The organism is Nitrosospira sp. TNL300 (assembly GCF_055385915.1).
The window spans coordinates 1,396,822-1,418,644 of record NZ_AP041005.1 but is presented as its reverse complement, the minus strand read 5'-3'; the positions used below and the strand labels follow the sequence as shown (position 1 = coordinate 1,418,644).

At 54.7% G+C, this 21,823-nt stretch carries 24 protein-coding genes; 16 read left to right on the top strand and 8 right to left on the bottom strand.

The annotated features are described in order from the left end of the window. Positions 1–33 precede the first annotated feature (33 nt). Positions 34–264: a hypothetical protein gene (locus ACZ5BW_RS06465; RefSeq protein WP_464543443.1), complete on the bottom strand. Its 231-nt coding sequence runs from the start codon at positions 262–264 to the stop codon at positions 34–36. A 279-nt stretch (positions 265–543) separates the two neighbouring features. On the opposite strand from ACZ5BW_RS06465, the gene ACZ5BW_RS06460 reads away from it, so the two are divergent. Genes ACZ5BW_RS06460 through ACZ5BW_RS06450 form a run of 3 tightly spaced genes read left to right on the top strand, consistent with a single transcriptional unit; the run spans position 544 to position 3,215 of the window. Beyond that, on the top strand, positions 544–1,503 hold the full coding sequence (locus ACZ5BW_RS06460; RefSeq protein ID WP_464574202.1) for a metal ABC transporter substrate-binding protein: 960 nt from the start codon (positions 544–546) through the stop codon (positions 1,501–1,503). Next, positions 1,475–2,317: a metal ABC transporter ATP-binding protein gene (locus ACZ5BW_RS06455; protein ID WP_464543440.1), complete on the top strand. Its 843-nt coding sequence runs from the start codon at positions 1,475–1,477 to the stop codon at positions 2,315–2,317. Before ACZ5BW_RS06460 ends, ACZ5BW_RS06455 begins: the two co-directional genes overlap by 29 nt. Then, the gene (locus ACZ5BW_RS06450) at positions 2,298–3,215 is read left to right on the top strand and encodes a metal ABC transporter permease (protein WP_464543439.1); all 918 of its coding nucleotides are present in this window, start codon (positions 2,298–2,300) and stop codon (positions 3,213–3,215) included. Before ACZ5BW_RS06455 ends, ACZ5BW_RS06450 begins: the two co-directional genes overlap by 20 nt. Positions 3,216–3,274: 59 nt before the next feature. Here ACZ5BW_RS06450 and ftsB read toward each other — a convergent pair whose 3' ends face one another. The 5 genes from ftsB to tadA all read right to left on the bottom strand — a co-directional run bounded on the left by ftsB (position 3,275) and on the right by tadA (position 7,931). After that, positions 3,275–3,556: a cell division protein FtsB gene (ftsB, locus tag ACZ5BW_RS06445; protein ID WP_464543438.1), complete on the bottom strand. Its 282-nt coding sequence runs from the start codon at positions 3,554–3,556 to the stop codon at positions 3,275–3,277. A gap of 66 nt (positions 3,557–3,622) precedes the next feature. Further along, the gene (gene eno / locus ACZ5BW_RS06440; RefSeq protein WP_464543437.1) at positions 3,623–4,906 is read right to left on the bottom strand and encodes a phosphopyruvate hydratase; all 1,284 of its coding nucleotides are present in this window, start codon (positions 4,904–4,906) and stop codon (positions 3,623–3,625) included. Positions 4,907–5,054: 148 nt separating this feature from the next. After that, positions 5,055–6,761 (bottom strand): CTP synthase, encoded by a 1,707-nt coding sequence (locus tag ACZ5BW_RS06435; RefSeq protein WP_464543436.1) that lies wholly within the window; start codon positions 6,759–6,761, stop codon positions 5,055–5,057. 233 nt (positions 6,762–6,994) lie between these two features. Next, complete coding sequence (locus tag ACZ5BW_RS06430; RefSeq protein ID WP_464543435.1) at positions 6,995–7,474, bottom strand: L,D-transpeptidase family protein; 480 nt, start codon at positions 7,472–7,474, stop codon at positions 6,995–6,997. Then, entirely contained in the window at positions 7,464–7,931 is a 468-nt protein-coding gene (tadA, locus tag ACZ5BW_RS06425) for a tRNA adenosine(34) deaminase TadA (protein ID WP_464543665.1), read from the bottom strand. Before tadA ends, ACZ5BW_RS06430 begins: the two co-directional genes overlap by 11 nt. Positions 7,932–8,217: 286 nt before the next feature. Here tadA and ACZ5BW_RS06420 point away from each other — a divergent pair, with 286 nt between their 5' ends. From ACZ5BW_RS06420 to ccmB, 7 genes are all read left to right on the top strand, one after another. Further along, positions 8,218–8,538 (top strand): hypothetical protein, encoded by a 321-nt coding sequence (locus ACZ5BW_RS06420; protein WP_464543434.1) that lies wholly within the window; start codon positions 8,218–8,220, stop codon positions 8,536–8,538. A gap of 124 nt (positions 8,539–8,662) precedes the next feature. After that, positions 8,663–9,604 carry a DUF5996 family protein gene (locus ACZ5BW_RS06415; protein WP_464543433.1) on the top strand — a complete coding sequence of 314 codons (942 nt, stop codon included), beginning with the start codon at positions 8,663–8,665 and terminating at the stop codon, positions 9,602–9,604. A gap of 147 nt (positions 9,605–9,751) precedes the next feature. Then, a complete protein-coding gene (locus ACZ5BW_RS06410; protein ID WP_464543432.1) occupies positions 9,752–10,222 on the top strand; it encodes a hypothetical protein in 471 nt (156 codons plus the stop codon). Next, a complete protein-coding gene (locus tag ACZ5BW_RS06405) occupies positions 10,219–12,873 on the top strand; it encodes a M64 family metallopeptidase (RefSeq protein ID WP_464543431.1) in 2,655 nt (884 codons plus the stop codon). Before ACZ5BW_RS06410 ends, ACZ5BW_RS06405 begins: the two co-directional genes overlap by 4 nt. Before the next feature lie 188 nt (positions 12,874–13,061). Beyond that, on the top strand, positions 13,062–13,526 hold the full coding sequence (locus ACZ5BW_RS06400; protein WP_464543430.1) for a VOC family protein: 465 nt from the start codon (positions 13,062–13,064) through the stop codon (positions 13,524–13,526). Positions 13,527–13,639: 113 nt separating this feature from the next. Further along, positions 13,640–14,260 (top strand): cytochrome c biogenesis heme-transporting ATPase CcmA, encoded by a 621-nt coding sequence (gene ccmA / locus ACZ5BW_RS06395; protein ID WP_464543429.1) that lies wholly within the window; start codon positions 13,640–13,642, stop codon positions 14,258–14,260. Position 14,261: 1 nt separating this feature from the next. Continuing rightward, positions 14,262–14,921, top strand: coding sequence for a heme exporter protein CcmB (gene ccmB / locus ACZ5BW_RS06390; protein ID WP_464543428.1), 660 nt, complete (start codon positions 14,262–14,264; stop codon positions 14,919–14,921). 405 nt (positions 14,922–15,326) lie between these two features. Here ccmB and ACZ5BW_RS06385 read toward each other — a convergent pair whose 3' ends face one another. Together ACZ5BW_RS06385 and ACZ5BW_RS06380 are read right to left on the bottom strand one after the other, a co-directional pair. Next, on the bottom strand, positions 15,327–15,731 hold the full coding sequence (locus ACZ5BW_RS06385) for a hypothetical protein (protein WP_464543426.1): 405 nt from the start codon (positions 15,729–15,731) through the stop codon (positions 15,327–15,329). A 188-nt stretch (positions 15,732–15,919) separates the two neighbouring features. Beyond that, positions 15,920–16,813 carry a 3-methyladenine DNA glycosylase 2 gene (locus ACZ5BW_RS06380; protein WP_464543425.1) on the bottom strand — a complete coding sequence of 298 codons (894 nt, stop codon included), beginning with the start codon at positions 16,811–16,813 and terminating at the stop codon, positions 15,920–15,922. A gap of 409 nt (positions 16,814–17,222) precedes the next feature. Here ACZ5BW_RS06380 and ccmC point away from each other — a divergent pair, with 409 nt between their 5' ends. The 6 genes from ccmC to ACZ5BW_RS06350 all read left to right on the top strand — a co-directional run bounded on the left by ccmC (position 17,223) and on the right by ACZ5BW_RS06350 (position 21,822). Next, complete coding sequence (gene ccmC, locus ACZ5BW_RS06375; protein WP_464543664.1) at positions 17,223–17,963, top strand: heme ABC transporter permease CcmC; 741 nt, start codon at positions 17,223–17,225, stop codon at positions 17,961–17,963. Further along, positions 17,960–18,157: a heme exporter protein CcmD gene (gene ccmD, locus ACZ5BW_RS06370; RefSeq protein ID WP_074708549.1), complete on the top strand. Its 198-nt coding sequence runs from the start codon at positions 17,960–17,962 to the stop codon at positions 18,155–18,157. Before ccmC ends, ccmD begins: the two co-directional genes overlap by 4 nt. Further along, positions 18,141–18,587, top strand: a complete 447-nt coding sequence (ccmE, locus tag ACZ5BW_RS06365) for a cytochrome c maturation protein CcmE (protein ID WP_464543424.1) — start codon at positions 18,141–18,143, stop codon at positions 18,585–18,587. The genes ccmD and ccmE overlap by 17 nt, the downstream gene beginning before the upstream one ends. Positions 18,588–18,683: 96 nt before the next feature. After that, positions 18,684–20,723, top strand: coding sequence for a heme lyase CcmF/NrfE family subunit (locus ACZ5BW_RS06360; RefSeq protein ID WP_464543423.1), 2,040 nt, complete (start codon positions 18,684–18,686; stop codon positions 20,721–20,723). Continuing rightward, the gene (locus ACZ5BW_RS06355; RefSeq protein ID WP_011380552.1) at positions 20,720–21,244 is read left to right on the top strand and encodes a DsbE family thiol:disulfide interchange protein; all 525 of its coding nucleotides are present in this window, start codon (positions 20,720–20,722) and stop codon (positions 21,242–21,244) included. The genes ACZ5BW_RS06360 and ACZ5BW_RS06355 overlap by 4 nt, the downstream gene beginning before the upstream one ends. Beyond that, on the top strand, positions 21,241–21,822 hold the full coding sequence (locus tag ACZ5BW_RS06350; protein WP_464543422.1) for a cytochrome c-type biogenesis protein: 582 nt from the start codon (positions 21,241–21,243) through the stop codon (positions 21,820–21,822). Before ACZ5BW_RS06355 ends, ACZ5BW_RS06350 begins: the two co-directional genes overlap by 4 nt. The last annotated feature ends 1 nt before the right edge of the window (position 21,823 follow it).

Sequence of the window (21,823 nt, the reverse complement as noted above, 5' to 3'; positions counted from 1 at the left end):
AGTATGCTGATCTTTAAAAATTTCCGACCAGATTCATTCGGAAAGAGCGGCTTTCGATAGGATGGAAGTGCTTGGCGGCAATACCGCATCGGGACTCACCGGATTTTTCCAGCCAGTGAACACTGTTTTAGTAATAGAGACCAACACTGTTTTCAGCACATGGTCTTTACTCGTGACCGACAATACCCAGCGCTGCTTTGTGCTTAGCAGGCCATTGTCCCACTCGAAATGCCCGGTTTCCTTATGGGGAAGCTCGAGCCGCAACAGAAAAATGGTAAGAAATATTGCAGATTTGTAATACCCTCAGACGAAAGCCAGGGAAACCGCCATTCGGTTAAAAATACGTGCGGATAACGCGCATGTCTGTCAGGGGATGTGGAAATAACCCGTAGGAATAAATGAAGTCTTTGTCAGGATTTCCCTACATCACCGGAACTGGATTGATGATAGCCTCTACAGGCACATTCAAGGATGGTCGATTTCCGGCAGAAGCGGAAATATCCATCGCCATTTGCCATTTCCCCTTGACAGAAAAAAACGGCCGTGCAGCTTCGTCAGATCGCCCTCCCATTTCTACTGCTTCTGTTGGCACAACCGTTATCTGCTCATTCCGGAGATGCGACCAAAAGGCTCTTCATTGTAACCACCGTGGCTCCCATCACGAATATTGTCCGGAATGTGAGCGGCGATTATGCAAATGTGACTGGAATCGTTCCCGATGGGACCGATTCTCATACCTTCGAGCCGGTTCCCCGGGATGCAAAGCTACTGGAAACAGCCGATATCATTATTGCCAATGGCCTCGATCTCGAGTTGCCCACCCTGAAGCTGGCGGAAAAGATAACGAAAGGAAGAGTACGGATTCTCGAGCTCGGAAATCGTATCTTGCGCAAGGAAGACTGGCAGTATGATTTTAGCTTTCCCCGCGAGCGTGGCCATCCCAATCCTCACCTCTGGCCCAACATCGCGCTGGCGATGCGTTATGTTGAGGTCGTGCGGGATGAACTCATTGCGCTCGATCCCATGCACAAGGAAGGATACATTGCAAATGCATCGGTGTATCTGGGCAAGCTGCGTAAACTGGATAAGGCAATCTTCGATTGCGTAAAGACTATTCCGGAGAAAAATCGCAAGCTCGTGACTTACCATGATTCTTTCGCGTATTTCGCTCCCCGTTATGGGATGAAAATCATTGCAGCGGTTCAGCCCTCCGATTTTTCGGAACCCGGACCGCGAGAGGTAATCCGCATCATAAAGCAGATCAGGAACGAGAACGTGCCCGCTATTTTTGGCTCTGAAGTTTTCCCCAGCAAGATCATGGAACAGATCGCCCGCGAGACGGGCGTCAAGTTCATAGATCAGCTTTCCGATGATGCGCTGCCTCCGCCTCCGGAAAACTCTTTCATCGGCATGATGGCGAACAACATGACGATAATGACGACAGCGCTCGACGGGAATCCGGGTTGCATGACAGATGTCGACACGAGCAATATCAAGTACTGAGTCGCATATACATCCCGCAATCAGTCTCAGCGATGTGACGGCTGGCTACGGACGTCATATCGTCTTCAAACGCCTGTCGTTGAAAATTGACAGAGGTCAATTCGCTGGAATAGTAGGCCCAACCGCATGCGGCAAAACGACGCTGCTTAAAACCATTCTGGGCACACAATCGCCCCTTTCCGGCACCGTGCTCCTGGGGGGGCAGGCATTGAACGACATTCCGCGCGGCATCATCGGCTATGTGCCACAATTGGAAAGCGTGGATTGGCGTTTTCCCGTTACCGTGGAAGAGGTCATCCTGATGGGCTTCTATACCGGAAAGCGGATATGGCCATGGCCAAGCAGGGAAGAGCGGGAGCGTGTCCATGATCTGGCACACAGGCTGGGCATTTACCGCTGCCTGCGGCAGCAGATATCAAATACCTCCGGAGGGCAGCGGCAGCGCGCATTTCTCGCCCGTGCACTGGTCAACAACCCGGCGCTGCTGGTGCTGGATGAGCCTACCTCAGGGGTCGATATCAAGGCTCAACATGAAGTGCTCCATCTGCTGGGTGATATCAATAGCGAAGGTATTACCATTTTGCTCACCACGCATGACCTTAACGCCGTTGCTTCACACCTGCCCTGGGTAATATGTTTCAGGAACGGCTTGATAGCACAGGGAAGGCCTCACGACATCTTTACCAATGACATTCTGACCAGGACATACGGTGGCGATATCACCATAGTGAGGCATGAAGACTATTTCCTGATTGCCACTGGCACACCCATTCACTTTTCAGATGGCGACCCCAGTGATCGAATTTCTTCTTGAGCCGCTGGAGTATGAATTTTTCTGGCATGGCCTGCTGGCAACACTGATGGTGGGGGCTTCCTGCGGCTTGATTGGAGCCCTGGTGATACTGCGCGGGATGAGCTACGTAGGTCACGGACTATCACACGCGGCGTTCGGCGGAGCAGTGGTTGGATTCATATTGAATCTCAATTTTTATGCCGGTGCCGGGGCGATGGGCTTGCTTGCATTGCTATTGATCAACCGGATTAGCAGGAGCGGCACGATCAAGCTGGATGCAGCTATCGGCATAGTCACGAATGCCATGTTCGCGCTGGGTGTTGCCATTATCAGCCAGGTGCGAGCCTTCAGCCAGAGTTTCGAAGCAGCTCTGTTCGGAAATATCCTTGGAATCACCGAAGGGGACCTGCTGCTCATCGGGTTCGTTGCTCTATCCACCTTGACAACAATGTTTTTGATGTATAGGCCGCTGCTCTTCTCTACGTTCGATCAGGAAGCAGCACAAGTGTTCGGCATCAGGACAGCCAGAGTTCAACTGGTATTCTCGCTGCTCCTCACGCTAACCATCATTGCCTCCATGAACATTGTTGGTGTCACCATGATCGCTGCCACACTCATCACTCCCGCAGCCACAGCCCGCCTCATGACTGACTGCTTCAGCCGCATGCTGATCTATGCATTGATCATCGGTGGGATAACCGGTGTCGCGGGTATGTATCTGAGCTACATTTTCAACACGGCGTCGGGGGCAACCATTGTTTTATTTGGAGCTTCGTTATACTGTCTGGGGTGGCTTACCAACTTCCTTCATGACAGATATATTCTGCAAAACCATCTTGATGGAAAATCCGATTTCGTTCAAACGGCACAGCATCAGGCACAGCATCAAAGCGTTGAACGAAACGAGGCTGGACTTTAAGTCAGATTTGGATCAATGGGCTTGTCACAGAAAATGGCTGAACCTTTGCTCACAAAATCCTAATCATTCTTATCGTTCACCGTACGGAAGAAAATCTCACCCTCCTTGATCATGCCGAGTTCATTGCGCGCGCGCTCTTCGACAGCATCATACCCCTGCTTGAGGTCCCGCACTTCCGCATCCAGTGTGGAATTGCGAGTTTTGAGTTTTTCGTTGGTTTCAGACTGAGTTGCAAGCTGCTGATCGACCTCCCATACTTTCAGCCAACTACCCTTACCCAGCCATAGGGGATATTGCAGCAGAACAATCAATGCCACGAGTATAAGAGTCAATACTTTCACTTCGGCTTCTCCCAGGATTCCTCGTTATGAGGAACTCCTGACCTGTCCGCTCGGATTTGAAAAGGCTTATTTCAGCTGGTAGAAGGCGTCGCGACCGGGATAACTGGCGGTGTCGCCCAGATCTTCCTCGATGCGCAGGAGTTGGTTGTATTTTGCAAGGCGGTCGGAACGGGAAAGCGAGCCAGTCTTGATCTGCAATGCATTGCTCGCCACAGCGATGTCCGCGATCGTGGTATCTTCGGTTTCCCCCGAACGGTGCGAGACCACTGCTGTGTAGCCGGCACGCTTTGCACTTTCAATCGCATAAAGAGCTTCGGTAAGCGTCCCGATCTGATTGAGCTTGATCAATATGGAATTTGCGATGCCCTGGGAGACACCTTCTTTCAGAATGCCCGCGTTTGTAACAAAAATATCATCGCCCACCAGTTGCACGGATTTCCCAAGCCTGCTGGTCAGCAGCTTCCAGCCATCCCAGTCATGTTCGCTCATCCCGTCTTCAATGCTGATAATGGGATACTTATCGATCCAGGTGGCAAGATAATCGGCAAACTGGGTTGAATCGAGCACCAGGCCATCCGACTCCAGATGGTATTTGCCGTCACGGTAAAACTCCGAAGCAGCGCAATCCAGGCCAATGGCGACATCCGGCCCCGGAAGATAGCCCGCGTTCTCGATCGCTTCCACGATCAGTTGCAATGCCGCTTCATTATTGGGCAGATCAGGTGCAAAGCCGCCTTCGTCACCCACCGCCGTATGCATGCCTCTCTTGTCGAGCAAGCCTTTCAAGGTATGAAATATTTCCGCGCCGCAACGCAGGGCTTCGCGAAAACTCTGGGCGCCCAGAGGAATGATTACGAACTCCTGCATGTCAATATTGTTATTGGCATGGGCGCCGCCATTGATGACGTTCATCATGGGAACAGGCATGGCCATCGGTCCCGCGCCGCCGACATACCGGTACAGCGGCAGTCCGCATTCTTCCGCCGCCGCCTTGGCTACTGCGAGCGATACGGAAAGAATTGCGTTGGCGCCAAGCCTTGATTTGTTGCCGCTGCCATCGAGATCGATCAGCGTGCGATCGATAAAAGCTTGGTCCATTGCATCCAGCCCCATGATTGCTTCTGAAATTTCGGTGTTCACATTTTCCACCGCTTTCAGTACGCCTTTACCGAAATAGCGCTGAGTGTCCTCATCGCGCAATTCGACAGCCTCCCGGGTGCCAACCGATGCGCCGGAAGGAACAGCCGCCCGACCCAATACTCCGGATTCAAGCAAAACATCCGCTTCCACGGTTGGATTCCCGCGCGAGTCAAGAATTTCGCGGGCGATGACATCTACAATTGCACTCATGCTATTTTTCCCTGATCATTTATCTGTAAGTTATTAAAAAACGGTTCTGCTACTTTCCGAGGGCTACCGGGGATCTGCTTGAGGACTAGAGGCTGAAACGGCCTTAAACGGTCTTAAACGGTCTTGAAAGGCGCCTCCAACAATACAGTTATTGGATATAGGCGCCCATTGTGGTGCGTTCAGGTTTATCGGCCGGTACCACCCCTTCGCTGGAAAGGCTCTTGTCCGCGGACACAGCCGCTGCTTCGATGAATGCCGCAAAGAGAGGGTGTCCGGTCCGGGGGGTCGAGGTGAACTCGGGGTGAAACTGGGAGGCAACAAACCATGGATGCTCGGTTTGCGGCAATTCGACCATTTCGCACAATCCCTCTCCGGCCGATACTGCGCTGATACTCAGGCCTGCCTGTTCCAGACGGGAGATGTACTGATTATTAACCTCGTAACGATGCCGATGCCTTTCGATAATTTTGTCGGACCCGTAAATTTTACGGGCAAGAGACCCCTCTTTGAGCAAACACTCCTGACCACCCAGACGCATGGTCCCTCCGAGATCGGAAGCCGTAGTCCGGGTTTCCAATTGCCCCTCGCGCGTGCGCCATTCCGTGGTAAGCGCAATGACCGGATATGGTGTTTCAGGATGAAACTCGGTACTGTGCGCGCCTTGCATGCCAGCCTTGTTACGCGCATATTCGATGACAGCCAACTGCATGCCAAGGCAGATGCCAAGGTAGGGAATGCGGTTGGTGCGTGCGAAATGGATGGCCATGATCTTGCCCTCTACCCCGCGTTTTCCAAAACCACCAGGCACCAGGATAGCATCCATGCCTTCCAGGCACCCGATCCCATCCTTTTCGATGCTCTCCGAATCCACATAATGAATGTTGATTTGGCTGCGAGTGTGAATTCCCGCGTGAATCAATGCTTCCGACAGAGACTTGTAGGACTCTGTCAGATCGACATATTTTCCAACCAGCGCGATTTCTATCGTCCGCTCGGGATGCTCCAGCGCATGAACCAGTTTTTTCCAGATGCGCAGATCCGCTGCCTTGGCGAGCAGGTTCAGTTTGTGGCAGACGATTTCATCCAGCATCTGGTCGTGCAGCAGCGAGGGGATTTTATAGATGCTGTCCACATCCAGCGCCAGGATCACCGCCTCTTCCCGAACGTTGGTGAATAGCGCAATCTTGCGCCGTTCATCCCCAGGCAATGCACGATCGGCACGGCACAACAACACATCCGGCTGAATGCCGATTTCGCGCAACTCCTTTACCGAGTGCTGCGTTGGCTTGGTTTTCAGTTCTCCCGCTGAGGCAATGTAGGGCAGCAATGTGAGGTGAATGAAACAGGTATCTTCGCGCGGAAGTTGAACCGCCATTTGCCGGATAGCTTCCAGAAATGGAAGGGATTCGATATCGCCTACGGTTCCACCGATTTCAACGATGGCTACCTGAGCGTCCCCGGCCCCCACCCTGATGTAATGCTTGATTTCGTCCGTAATATGCGGAATGACTTGCACGGTACCGCCCAGATAGTCGCCGCGCCGCTCCTTCTTTATCACGCTCTCATAAATCTGACCCGTGGTAAAGTTGTTGCGCCGGTTCATCTTGCCACTGATGAAGCGCTCGTAGTGCCCGAGGTCGAGGTCCGTTTCCGCGCCATCCTCGGTGACGAAGACCTCGCCATGCTGAAAGGGACTCATGGTGCCCGGATCGACGTTGATATAAGGATCCAGCTTGAGCAGGGTAACTTTGATGCCGCGGGTTTCGAGAATGGCTGCGAGAGAAGCGGCGGCGATACCTTTCCCCAGAGAAGAAACCACTCCTCCGGTCACGAACACGTACTTTGTCTTTGTCATTGGACGCCGATCATAAATACGCCCTTTGCCCCAACCAGCGACGCACCTCTTCTGGTCGATTCGACTCGTCATAAGGAAGCAGCCCACAACATGTACTTTGCGCGTACTTTGTCATGGACGAATATGATACCGGAAAAGACACCCGGGCTCAAATTGGGCTGGCGTAGCAAGCTGTGTTTATATGGATGCCAAAATCGCTGCCCTTGAAGCGTACAGTGAAAAAAACCGTTGTACTACGCGTTCCTGATATCCACCTCCGTTCCCGCCTCCACCAGGTCGAACAGTTCCAGCAAATCCTGATTCTGCATGCGAATGCAGCCGATGGAGCCCGGTTTGCCCATCTCCACGCTATCGGGAGTGCCATGAATGTAGATATACCTGCGCATGGTGTCCACCTTTCCCAGGCGATTGAAGCCGGGCTCACAACCGGAAAGCCATAAAATGCGGGTCAGTATCCAGTCGCGGCGGGGGAAATTCGCGGCAAATTCTGGCGTATAAATTTCGCCGGTGGGACGACGTTTCACGAATACCGTGTTGACCGGTTGTCCGGTCCCGATCTTGGCGCGAATGATATGCCTGCCTAATGGCGTACAAAAGCTGCCGTTTTCCTGCCCCACCCCGTTTTTCGCCGAGGAGATACGGTAACGCCTGACGACATCATTTTTATCATGTAAATCAAGTGTTTGAGAAGGAATACCAACCTCAATTCTCATCAATCTCTTCCCTGTTTGTTGTTCTTGCCTCACGTCGCTTCGCAAAGAATTGCTTCAGTTTGTATCCCCCCTCCTCCGCTAGCACCCCTCTCGTCACCTGCAAGTGATGGTTGAGCCGAAGCTCAGCGGAGAGATTAATCACGCTTCCACATGCACCCGTCTTCGGATCCGCCGCGCCATACACCAGCCGGGCGATACGTGCATGAAAAACCGCCCCCATGCACATGGTGCAGGGCTCCAGAGTCACGTAAAGCGTACAGTCCGCCAGACGGTAATTGCCGAGATAACGACCTGCATCCCGCAAGGCCATCACCTCTGCATGCGCTGTGGGGTCTGATGTCGAGATGGGGCAATTATAACCGCGCCCAATGATTATTCCATTCCTGACCATGACCGCCCCAACCGGCACCTCGCCCGCTTTTTCCGCCTGAGCAGCAAGCTCCAATGCAGCATGCATGAAGCCAGCATCTGACCTATTCAAATCCAACTTTCTCATCCAATTGAGCTTGAGTCGATATTGTATATCGCCCACCTGTCACTACAGAAAGCTTGTCCGATCCGGTCAAATCCCTCACTTTCAGGTAACGAATTTATTGATCTGAGTTTCTCCATGATTTCTTGTGTCGCAGGAGGTCTTTCAAGCTTTCTTGCTATTTGAAACAACATGAACTAGAAAAAATTGTAAGGCCAGTAGACTTCCGCAAGCGAAGCTTTCAATCAAACCATTTCAGGGAGAATTGGAAATGCCCGAATCCGCGCAGGAAAAATTGAAGTCTCTCGAACCACTGAAGGGCGATGACCGGCAGCGTATGGGCCGTCTGTTTGAAGAGATTACAGGGAAAGTGCAAGAGATGAGTGCAATAATGAATCGCCTGCATGGCACCCCCGTTCGCTGGTCGAGTTTTCGGATCTCTTCGTCAGCAGGTGCGGATACGGGTGCGGATACGGAGGGACCGGGCATAATTACCGTTGTGTGCAATGAGGAAACCGGCGAATGCGGATGCTACGATCACGAAGCCGGAACATGCGGTCCATGCCCTGAGCTTCCTTCGGATTTCCCCTGATCTGAACGAGAAATTCTATCCACCCCGCTCGATCTGGTTCCGACAATAACATGCCAGATGAATGGAATGGCAAGCAGGCGCTGAATTATGCGATTTCTCCATTTTCCCACGTCTTCGTATACCTATGACAAATAAACATATAGCGGATATCGAGACTGGCTGGCCGAAACTGCCTCCCCTGGAAGCCTGGCAGGACACTTGCACCACGCTTAATATGTGGGCGCAAGTAGTCGGGAAGGTGCGGCTCATGCTCTCGCCGGATATCAATCACTGCTGGGGCTCCACGCTTTATGTCACCGTCCGTGGCCTCACCACTTCGCCCATTCCTTACGGGATATTTACTTTCGCCATCGACTTCGATTTTATCGCGCACACGCTTCATATCACCACATCAAAGGGTGCCGATCGCACCTTCGCGCTGGAGCCCATGTCGGTTGCTGATTTCTATCACAAGACCATGCAGGCGCTTCGAGAACTCGGGATCGAGGTAAAAATCCTTGCCAGGCCGGTGGAGGTGGAAGTGGCTATTCCTTTCGAGAAGGATGACCGGCATGCGAGCTATGATAAAGACGCGGTTTCCCTCTTCTGGCGCGCCCTGGTACAGGTGGACTGTGTCTTGAAGGATTTCCGCGCCCGCTTCATAGGCAAAGTGAGCCCGGTGCATTTTTTCTGGGGGGCGTTCGATCTCGCGGTAACCCGCTTTTCGGGACGAACCGCGCCGAAGCATCCGGGGGGTGCACCCAACGTTGCCGCCCGTGTAATGGAAGAAGCGTATTCACATGAGGTATCGAGTGCGGGCTTCTGGCCGGGGACGGGCTTGGGAGAGGCTGCCTTTTATGCTTATGCCTACCCCAGCCCTGCGGGTTTCAACGAGTACAAGGTTCAGCCGGAGGCAGCTTATTTTCATGACAAGCTCGGCGAATTCATCCTGCCGTACGAGGCCGTTCGAACAACCGGGAACCCTGCACAGACACTGCTCTCGTTTCTTCAAACCACTTATGAAGCAGCTGCCACTCTCGCACACTGGGATAGGGACGCGCTCGAACGTAGGACCGTGAAAGCTTGAGATGATCTCAGCGAACTTGTCAGGCAAGCAGGAATGGGCAGGGTGCAGGCAAATGTGAACAGGAGCAGGCATCAGGATTAGAGCCAGCGAACCGAGTTCAACGCATCATCCCCCGCGAGCTATATCGTCCTACCCACAGGAGAAAGCATGCCAAATTCGGATCAATCCCGACGGCTCGACCCCAATCTGCGCAGAACGCTGAGGCTCACATTCCGGATTGCAGATGGAGCGGTTCACCTTATCTCGTACGAGCGCCTTCCCATGATTTGTCCGCCTTCGGTGGGGGAAGCGCCTCAGGCCAGGAAAAATGGTGGTTTCTGGATGGAACTCCGGGACAGGAACGACCAAGTCCTGTTTCACCGGCTTATCCATTCACCGCTCGTCGGCTCCGTTGAGGTGCATTCACCCGATGGCAAGATTGAACGAAAATTTGGGAAGGTCAAGGAGAGTATTTTTGAAGTGCTTCTTCCGGATAATCCCGCTGCCGAATCCATTGCCCTGATGGGTGAGTCACTGGATGTTTCTGCTCTTTCCGCTACAGGCGCGCAGCAGCGTGCCACCTCAACCGAGTTGGCCCGGTTTGAAATACCGAGGGGAGAGAAAGGGGGCATGCAATGAGTGCGAGTGACGGGTATGTCGTGGGCACCACAAAGATCATTGATCACGGGTCCGATAGTGTGCGATGGAACCTGGTCATTCTGGGTGATGGATACCGTGCGACCGAGCTGGCGCAGTACCATACAGACGTACAGAATTTTGTCACGGCCCTGCGCACTACCCCGCCCCTGGACGAACTCTTCTGCGGAATCAATGTGCACCGCGTCGATGTGGTGTCGAATGAAAGCGGCGCAGATGATCCTGGATGCGCCGGGGGAACTCCAACCGCAGCCAATACCTACTTTGACGCGACATTTTGCAGCATCTTTGCCGGAACACCGCTCGATCGCCTGCTCACCGTGGATACCGCGCTCGCGTTGTCTGTTGCGTCCGCCCAGGTCCCGCTCAGGCATCAGGTGCTTTGCATAGTCAATTCGAGCAAGTATGGGGGATCAGGCGGAACCATTGCCACGTGCTCCACCCATGCCCAGGCAGCGCAGATAGCGATCCACGAAATGGGGCACAGCGCTTTTGGACTGGCCGATGAGTATGGGGGGAATGGCGCAGGTACGCCGGCGGGAGAACCCTCTCAGCCGAATGTAACGCGCGACACGAACCGGACCACCAACAAGTGGCGCGACCTCATCGCGGCCAGCACTCCCATGCCTTCGCAATGCGACCCTGGTTGTGCGGCATCCGCCTGCATTCCACCCGCGATGCCTCCCGCGCCTGGTGCGGTAGGCACCTATGAAGGCGCGATTTACTCGGACTGCGACACCTATCGCCCTCTGCCAAGCTGTTATATGCGGGATTATGCGCCCTTCTGCCCCGTCTGCGCAGGCGTAATACGGCAAACGCTGCAACCGTTTCTTCCCCCTGAATCGATTACCCTGACCACTCCGAGTATAAATTTCCTGAATGTTCCCGCCGGGATGGGCGGGGTCGGCGTAACGACATACCGGGCAATCATATGGGAAGTAGTGTCCTGCCGAAGCCTCACATTTGAGATTACCGCAGGCCCTACCGGCGGATTCGGTACACCGAACGGCACCTCCATTGCGGTGGCGAGCGACCCGATTCTGCCGGTCGCCTACGCGCGGCTGTGGCTGTCCTACACCTCCACGAATCCAGGCGATATTGCGAGCGGTAACGTTACCGTGCGCTGCGTCCAGACCGGGGAAAGCTGGGTAATCAACATCGCTGCCAACACGATTGCCCGTCCGCGCTCCGCGGTGGCGCTTGTGCTCGACCGCTCCGGCAGCATGAATGAGGATGCCGGCGATGGCATTCCCAAGGTGCAGAAACTGCGTGAAGCCGCCAATGTTTTTATCAGTGTCATGCAACCGGCGGACGGTATCGGCCTGGTCCGCTTCAACGAAGCGGCACAGCGTCTGATGGAAATCCAGGAGGCCGGTGCTACTCCGGGCGGTGCGGGGCGAACCATCGCCATTGGACATATTGCGGGAAGCGATATCGATCCCGCTGGCGCCACTTCCATCGGTGACGGTGTCGTGAATGGAAAGCAGATGCTGGATGATGCGCAGGCGGCGGCAGCCACGCCTTATGACATTACCGCCATGGTAGTGCTCACCGACGGAATGTGGAACCGTCCCCCGCCTCTTGCCGACGTCACGGGCAGCATCACGGCAAATACCTACGCGGTTGGCCTGGGGCTGCCCTCCAATATCAGCATTCCCGCACTGACGACACTATGTCAGGGGCATAACGGGTATCTTCTGGTGACCGGCGCACTTTCAAGCGACCAGCCCATGCGGCTCAGCAAGTATTTCCTGCAAATTCTCGCAGGCGTATCGAATGCCCAGATCACCGCCGATCCGCGGGGTATTCTCAGCAGGGAATCGGAGCATCGTGTCCCGGTTTCGATCTGTGAAGCGGACTATGGAATGGACCTGATCGTATTGAGCCCTTTCCCGCGAGCGATCGATTTTCAGCTTGAGGCGCCGGACGGTTCCAGTATTACGCCGGCTTCACCGCCGGGGACAACCAATTCACAATTCATCCTGAGCCCGTATGCATCTTATTACCGGTGCGCGTTGCCGGTGCTTCCGGCCCAGGCTTCCGGAAGCCATGCCGGGCAATGGCATGCAATACTGAAGTTACAGGGCGGAACATCGGTATCTGCTGCGCAGCACGCGGCGCTGTCTTATGAGTTTGTCGCACACATCTATTCCAGCTTGACCTTCACGGCGTACGTCAAGCAAGCGAGTTTCGAGGTGGATGCCATTATTCACCTGATCGCTGCACTGTACGAATATGATGCGCCGCTTCAGGGAAATGCAAGTGTCTGGGCCGAGATAGTGCAACCGGATGGAGCTTCTGAGCTTATCCCACTCAGCCGCGATCCACAGGGGCAATTTACCGCTGCCTATCCACTCAAGGTGCAGGGCGTCTTCCACATCCGGGTGCGTACACGCGGTGAAACAGCACGGGGAACACCTTTTGAACGGGAACGCACGCTTACTGCGGTTGCGACCCCAGGTGGCGATGTATGGAATCCGAATGAACCAAAAGCCAACGATTTCTGCAACCTGCTGCACTGCCTTCAGGAGAAAGACGTGATCAGCGACGAACTCATACACAGGCTGAAGGAACAGGGAATCGATCTGCCGACGCTGTTGAAATGCCTGGATGAACGGTGTGGCCGGGGATAAAGGGATAAAACCCCAATAATGTCGAAGGAGGAATCGGTCGGGAGTCCTGACCTTGAGCCTTTCACCCGCCCACTTTCCACTCTTTCCCATTCGCGGGCAGTTGGAAGCTCATCGGGAAGCTCACGGTTTCCCACCCTAAATCATCCTGGCCTCTTCAGGAGTTCATCAATCAACCAAAGGAACCGCACATGATCGTTAAACCCATACCCGATGGCTACCACAGCATAACTCCCTACCTCATCATCGATGGAGCAGCCGAGGCAATCGCATTCTACAAACGCGCTTTCAGCGCAATGGAATTGTTCAGGATGGATATGCCGGATGGAAAAGTCGGCCATGCGGAGATTCAGATCGGTGATTCACGCATCATGATGGCGGATGACTGCGGTGAAGAAAGCCCTTTCCGTAATCCGCAATCATCCGGCAGTTCTGCCGTCGGCCTGCATTTATATGTGAACGATGTGGATGCGGTGTTTGCCCAGGCCATGGAGGAAGGAGCAAGGATCATCAAGCCGCTGGAAGACCAGTTTTACGGCGACCGGTCAGGCGCACTGCAAGACCCTTTCGGGCATATCTGGTTCATCGCAACGCACAAGGAAGACCTGTCGCTGGAGCAGATCAGGCAGCGCGCCGAGGTAAAGTTCAAGCAATAAGTACTTTTGGTGCCCCACGCGCTGCCAGGCTCACCCATAGAAACTGGAAGATCAATCCAAAGGCCCTCGGCCTTATCGTTACGCTATAATGCTGACTTTTTTGGCGAGCGATAATGCCCACGCTGCAAGGAATTGACCTGACATGCATCCGCGGTGACCGCAAGCTGTTTAGTGGCGTCAATTTTTTGCTCGAATCCGGGGAGTTGATGCAGGTTCAGGGCCCGAACGGCAGTGGTAAAACGAGTCTTCTGCGTATGTTGTGCGGATTGGCTTCGCCGGCCGAGGGCGAAATCCGCTGGGACGGCACCCAGATTCGCTCTCTTGGCGGAGACTATTTTGGCGCAATGACCTACCTCGGCCATTTAGGCGGGGTAAAAGACGATCTGACTGCCATCGAGAATTTGCGCATCTCCAGCGCGCTCGGGGGGGTTGACCTCGATGAACGCAAGGCCCATGCTGCCTTGCAGCATATGGGATTGGGTGGACGCGAACTGTTGCCTGCCAAGGTATTGTCCCAGGGACAGCGCCGCCGGGTGACGCTGGCGCGCCTGCTGGTATGCGGTACCGTGCTCTGGATACTGGATGAGCCCTTGACCGCACTCGATACGAGCGCAGTCAAACTGGTACAAGGTTTGATAGAGCGGCACCTGGAACACGGCGGCATGATCGTGATGACGACCCATCAGGAAATCGAAATAGCCGGCGCCGCCATCCAGCGGCTGCAGCTCACCTGACATGTTTTTCTGGATCATCCGGCGCGATCTTCTGCTCGCGGCAAGGCGCCGCTCGGATGTCCTGACGACGCTGTTTTTTTTCATCATCGTCGTTAGTCTTTTCCCGCTTGGAGTGGGACCAGAGATGAACATGCTCCGCGTCATGGCCCCCGGCGTGGTCTGGGTGGCTGCCCTGCTGGCCTCGATGTTGTCACTGGGGCGCATGTTTTCCAGCGACTACCTGGATGGCACATTGGAGCAGATGCTGCTTTCGCCCCAGTCGCTGCCCCTGCTCGTATTGGGCAAGGCACTGGCGCATTGGCTCGTGACCGGCGTCCCGCTTGTACTGATGGCGCCGGTATTGGGCATTCAGTACGATTTGACAGGTGATGCGCTTCTTGTGCTGACCGCTTCCCTGCTGCTCGGAACACCCGTGCTGAGCCTGATCGGCGCGATCGGCGCAGCGCTTACTCTGGGCCTGCGCGGCGGGGGCGTACTGGTCTCCCTGCTGGTGTTGCCGCTGTACATTCCCGTACTGATTTTCGGTGCGGGTGCGGTGGAGGCCAGCACCGCCGGGTTAGGTGCGGGAGCGCACATGTCGTTGCTGGGCGCTTTCCTGCTGGCATCTCTCGTATTGGCACCGTGGAGTACCGCGGTATCGCTGCGCATCTCCCTGGAATAAAGAAGGTCAAAGAATTCCCCCGCACGCTGGCGTCACGCATCGGCGAATAAATGCGGAACTCAGAGCATTCCTCGTTTAGTTGGATATCGATGGAGACGTGCTGCCTCCGACTGGAAAGAGGCCATGAATCAATTCGCCGTTCTCTTTGAAGATCGTTTCAGGCCGATGCGACAAAATGAGATCGACTTTTCCACGCGCACGCTCGTGCCCTATACAAAGGACAAAGGGGCTGCGAGCGTCGCCGTGGAAAAGTCTATGAGGGCTTCACACCCAAAATTCTGACGCTCCTGTGACGGCTATTCATGACCTGCCCGAGAGCAACCGACGCCATCAACACGCCATTTTAGCGGCTCAAGCCTTAGTCAATCAGACTTAAAACGTCCGCAAACGCAATCCACGACAAACTTAATATCTTGGTACAGATGAGCGCTCCCTTCCCGAGGGGGCGTTCAATCCAGAGGCAGAGCCCGCTCCTCGTGGCTCGCCAGAGCTTCCTAGCCCGGGAACGCCCTGCTCACGCATAGGTGAGTTCTGCTCCAAGCCAGGCAGCGCTCTACTCATGCCAGACATTTCGCTGCCAGCCTGGCCTGAAGCAGCGCCAGTAGTAGCGGGACCAGCCTGGCCTGCAATGCCACCAATGCCAGCACCCCCTCCTGCTGCACCGCCTTCTACACCGCCTGCTACACCGCCTGCACCTGCTGCTGCACCGCCTGCTACACCTTGTGCATACGCCGCACCTGTTATTCCCAATACCAAGCCCGCAATGAGCATTGATCGCGCCATCTTTGTCAAGAGAATAGTGTTTTTCATGTCGTCATACCTCATGCTAACCCAGCGAATTTGCTGTAGGGAAATGATAAGCAGCGCTGTAAATCATTCCGTGCGTTAAGCCACGTATAGCTAAACGAACTTGACAAATTGCTGGTTTTGAAGTCCAGTTGTGGAAGGCCGATAAAGCTGCAAAAAAGATTAGCATTCTTTTTCTGATCAAGTTCTCATCAGGCAATCGTAGTCTGGGCTGACCAGAGGTGGGCGCCGACCAGGGCCCGCCAGGGTGAAAACTGTGCGAGCCAGGCCTTCGTATTCTCCTCGCTGATTTTGTCCTGCGCACCGAGCAAGGTTTGCAGGCCTCGCCGAACCGCTGCATCGCCATGCAGCGAGCCGTCGAGCCAGCCGAAGCCGCGCAACAGTCCATAATTCACCGTCCAGGGACCGATGCCGCGGACTGCTTCCAGTTTTTCGCGAATGACATCGACCGGAAGCGTTTCAACCCATGCATCCAGTGGAAGCTCGTTGTCAGCCACGAGGGCGGAGAGTGTAAGCAAGGTTCTGGTTTTGGTTGTCGAAAAACCCGCTTGCCGCAACGTCTCTTCGGGCAATTCGAGAATCTGGCGCGCGTCCGGGTAGCAGAGCAGATCACAGGAGTGACGGATATTCGCTGCGACGATCAATTTCCGGCGCACGGAAACGGCAGCGCTGACGCTGATTTGCTGGCCGGTGACTGCCCAGGTCAGGGCCTCGAACGGCGTAGCAGTAACCGGGACACGCATGCCCGGCTGTTGCGCGATCAGGAGGCCCAATTGCGGGTGATCGCGATACTGTTCCTCGAAGATCTCGACCCCCTGGGTCAGACCCAGCATGCGCCGGACCATACGCTCGAAGACGGGCTGGCAATCCTCGGCCACTTTGCCATCGATGACCAGTGAAGCCTTCGCCAATCCCGACTCGAAGTTGATGGACAGGTACGCCGGGGCTTCGCACCAGATCATGGCTTTTTGCAAGCAGGTATTGCTGACTCGCTCTGCGATCTCTTGCCGGTCGCGCCGATGAAAGGCCAGGATATCGCCGGGACGAAAGGTCGCAGGCAAGGGAATGGAACAGGAAAGTTGCATGATCGCTTTCGGATCTCCGGAACAGAAAGAAGTGTCTGCGGGATTATTCGGCTAAATGAAATGATTATGGTGCCAGAATACCTTGCGCGAAATCCTGTTTTCCTGCTTTTGCACGTATTTTTTCATGTATATCGGCTGTAGCCGATCCACACTCCCCCGCTCTTCCCCGCAGCATTCACCTCCCGGCTACATACAGTCAGGCGATAGCCTTTTAACAGTTTTTAACAAACCAATTCTGAATTTGAGGTTTTTAGGTTAAAATTTGGAGTTACGCGCACGGGGCGTAAGGAGGATGGGTAGATGGGTTGCAACGGCGCCGACAGGTGTCCTGTGGGATTGCCCGATACGGAGCAATCTATCCAAGCCTCATCAATGCCTCAATTATGGAATCTGTTATCTACTTTGCTACATGGCGATAAACTGGTTTAAATATTCCTCCCCGGCAAGCTTCTATTTCCTCGCCGGCAAAATGATTCCCCTGTTTTCCATTGCCGCAATTGTATTGGGTGCGGTGGGACTTTATATCGGCTTTTTCGTGGCTCCCACCGATTTTCAGCAGGGTGAAGCCTATCGTATCATTTTCATCCATGTTCCTGCGGCCTGGCTATCCATGTTTCTCTACGTCATCATGGCGCTATGGTCAGGTATCGGTCTTGCATTCAATACTCGCCTTTCCGCCATGGTGGCAACCGCCATTGCACCCACTGGCGCAATGTTCACCTTTATTGCGCTGTGGACCGGCGCCTTGTGGGGCAAGCCCATGTGGGGCACCTGGTGGGTATGGGATGCGCGCCTTACCTCTGAACTGATTCTTCTGTTCCTCTATATTGGCTTCATGTCTTTGCAGGCAGCCATAGACGATCCGCGCCGTGCCGACAAAGCGGGAGCAGTGATTGCTCTGGTAGGCGTGGTGAACGTCCCTATCATCTATTTTTCCGTGAAGTGGTGGAATACATTGCATCAAGGCGCCTCCGTCAGTCTCACGCAGTCGCCGAAGATGGCCACCACCATGCTTACAGGGATGCTGATTATGTCAATCGCGTGTTGGATGTATGCCATCGCGGTGATATTGATACGCACGCGCGCCATTATCCTGGAACGTGAACGTCATACCGCGTGGGTGGGTCAGTTGCAGGAGGCAGCGCAATGAGCTGGAACAGCCTGTCTGAATTTCTGGATATGGGTGGGTACGGGTTCTACGTATGGGGGTCCTACCTCGTTACCCTGATCTGCATTGCAGGGGAAATCGTTCTGGTTTCCAACCGCAGGCGAACTTTGCTCAGGCATCTCAGTCTGATTCATCAGTCAACAAAACAAGAGAAGGGAAATGAAACCACGTCATAAAAAATTGGCAATCATCGCTTCGAGCGTGACCGCGTTGGGTGTTGCTTCGGTGCTGGTTTTAAACGCATTTCAGAGCAACCTGGTATTTTTCTTCAGCCCTACCCAGGTCGCCAATAATGAGGCGCCCGTTGGCAAGAGCTTCCGTATCGGCGGGCTCGTGGAAGAAGGCAGCGTCAAACGCCAGGCCGACGGCGTGACGGTCAATTTCCAGGTGACGGATACCGCAAAGGTTATTCCAGTCGTATATACCGGCATCCTCCCCGACCTGTTCAAGGAAGGCAAAGGTGTGGTAGCCCAGGGCAAGCTGGCTTCGGATGGCGTTTTCCGGGCGGACGAAGTACTCGCGAAGCACGATGAAAATTATATGCCGCCGGAAGCCGCGGGCGCGCTTGATCAAGCCGACAAGGCGCGCAAGACAGTGATGCAGTAGCAAACAGTTTCAGCCCCGAGCCCTTCCAGAATCGAAAGGGCTCTGCCATTCCTGTTCGTATCTATTCATATTTTTCCATAACCCACAGCCTCAGCCATGATTCCAGAACTCGGTAACTTCGCCCTGATCCTCGCCTTGCTGCTGGCACTCATACAAGGCACCCTGCCCATCATCGGCGCCGCGCGCGGCATCCCTTCCTGGATCGCCCTGGCGCGGCCGGTGGTTCAGGGGCAGTTTGTGTTTGTAGCCATTGCCTTCTTCTGCCTGGCCTACTCATTCGTAAACAGCGATTTTTCGGTAGTCAACGTTGCGCAGAATTCGAATTCGAAGCTGCCGCTGCAATACCGCTTTGCCGCCACCTGGGGCTCGCACGAAGGTTCCCTGCTGCTCTGGACGTTCATGCTGGCATGCTGGTCGATCGCTGTAAGCGTATTCAGCAAGCATTTGCCGAATGAAATGGTGGCGCGCGTGCTGGGTGTCATGGGCCTGGTCAGCGTGGGTTTCCTGATATTCATGCTTTTTACTTCCAATCCTTTCGACCGGATGCTGCCGGGGGCGATGGAAGGAAGCGACCTCAACCCGTTGCTGCAGGACCCTGGCATGGTTTGCCATCCGCCCATGCTCTACATGGGTTATGTCGGCTTCTCCGTCGCGTTTGCATTCGCCATTTCCGCCCTGCTGAGCGGCCAGATGGACGCGACCTGGGCACGTTGGTCGCGGCCGTGGACGACAGTTGCCTGGATGTTCCTCACCATCGGCATCATGATGGGAAGCTGGTGGGCCTATTATGAACTGGGCTGGGGCGGATGGTGGTTCTGGGACCCGGTTGAAAATGCCTCTTTCATGCCCTGGCTGGTGGGGACTGCTCTGGTTCATTCCCTTGCAGTGACGGAAAAGCGCGGCAGCTTCAAGAGCTGGACCGTACTGCTGGCAATCTGTGCGTTTTCCCTGAGCCTGCTCGGCACGTTCCTGGTTCGCTCAGGCGTGCTGACCTCCGTTCACGCTTTTGCAACCGACCCAACGCGCGGTATATTCATCCTGGCCTTCCTGGTGACCATCACTGGAGGCTCCCTGCTGCTGTTTGCCTGGCGGGCGCCGAAAATCGGATTGGGTGGAAAGTTCGAACTGGTTTCACGCGAATCCATGCTGCTCGCCAACAACTTGTTGATGATGGTTGCAGCGGGAAGCATCCTGCTGGGCACGCTCTATCCCCTGTTCATGGATGCGCTTGAACTCGGCAAGATTTCGGTCGGCCCCCCCTACTTCGAAGCGGTATTCGTCCCGTTGATGACCCCTGCCGTCTTTCTGATCGGCCTTGGCCCCCTTGCGCGCTGGAAGCAGGCAAGCCTGCCTGAACTTGCGGTACGCCTGCGCTGGGCATTCGGGGTAAGCGTAGTTACTGCTCTCGTAATGCCCTTTGTCATGGGCGAATGGAAGCTAATGGTGAGCTTCAGTTTGCTGATGGCTTTCTGGGTCATTACGAGCGTGATCGTCAACGTAATTCATCGCCTCCGAAGCACCGGCAAGCAGGGATTGTTTGCCAAGCTGGCCGCGCAATCGCGCAGCTACTATGGCATGCACGCTGCCCACCTTGGCATTGCCTTCTTTATTATCGGTGTGGCGCTCGTGGGTGGTTATGAAACGGAAAAAGATGTGCGCATGGAAATTGGCGACACGGTCGAGGTAGGAGGCTATACCTTCCGCTTCAACGGTGTGAAAAAAGCGCCGGGACCAAACTACATGTCCGACATCGGCAATGTCGATGTATTGCGCGATGGAAAGAAAATCAATGTGCTGGAACCCGAAAAACGAACCTATAATGCATCCGGGATGCCGATGACCGAAGCGGCAATCGATGCTGGTATTCTGCGCGATCTGTATGTTGCCCTGGGTGAACCCCTGGAAAACGGAGCATGGGTCGTGCGTGTTTATCATAAGCCCTTCGTGGACTGGATATGGTTCGGCTGTATGTTGATGGCATTCGGAGGCTTCCTTGCCGTCACTGACAGGCGTTACCGGCTGTCCTCACGCAAACAGCGTGAGACTGTCGAGGCCGAGGAAAGGAAGGCTGCTAAAGCCAGCAAGGCCGGCAGGAAAGCCACCGCGCCCATGATTGCCAGGAGCAAAAAGGCATGACGCGTTTCCTGTTGCCGCTCGCTGTTTTCGTCGTACTGGTGGGTTTTCTGCTCGTCGGCCTGGGCCTCAATCCGCGTCAGGTCCCCTCTCCCCTGGTGGGGAAACCAGCTCCCGAATTCCAGTTGCAACAACTGCACGAACCGGAAAAAACGCTGACCTCGAAGGAAAACCTGGGCAAGGTATGGCTATTGAATGTGTGGGCCTCGTGGTGCGTCTCCTGCCGACAGGAACATCCAGTATTGGTGGAACTCTCGAAGTCGGGAATTGTCCCTGTCTACGGACTCAATTACAAGGACCAGCGAGACGACGCGTTAAGATGGCTTCAACAGTTCGGTGACCCCTACGCGGTCAGCGCGGTTGATCCTGAAGGTCGGACCGGCATAGAGTTCGGCGTCTACGGTGTGCCGGAGACTTATGTCATCGACAAGAATGGAGTGATCCGCTACAAGCAGATCGGTCCCGTAACAGTGGAAGCACTGCAGAATAAAATTCTGCCTCTGGTGAGAGAATTACAAGGATGAGATTGAAACTTTTATCCCGGTCGTCTTTGGCGGCTTATGGCAGCCGTATAGGCAGCCCCACAGGCAACCCCAGAAGCGCCCTGGAAGGCATGAGGACAAATGAAGGCGGTTTCGCGCTGCTAAAAACGGCGCTGCTGCTCTGTCTGTTGCTTCTCGCTCCGTTTACAGGGGCAAAGGAAGCTGCTCCTGTTGCCGAAGACCCGGAAATAGAGAGACGCATGGTTGCGCTATCCGAAGACCTGCGATGTCTGGTCTGTCAGAATGAGACGATAGCCGCTTCTCGTGCCGATTTTGCCAACGACTTGCGGCGCGAAATCCGCGAACAGATGCAAGCCGACAAGAGTGACAAGGAAATTGTCGACTTTCTGGTGGCGCGCTACGGCGATTTCGTGCTTTATCGTCCACCGATGAAAAGTACTACTTTGTTCCTATGGTTCGGTCCTTTCATCTTCCTTTTGGCCGGCGCAGTCTTCCTGGTATTTTATCTCAAGCGCCGCCGCAAACACATCGAAGAACCCGCCCTATCCGAACAGCAACTCAAGCAGGCGGAAGCTCTGCTGAAGGAAGGCAAGGGGTAAT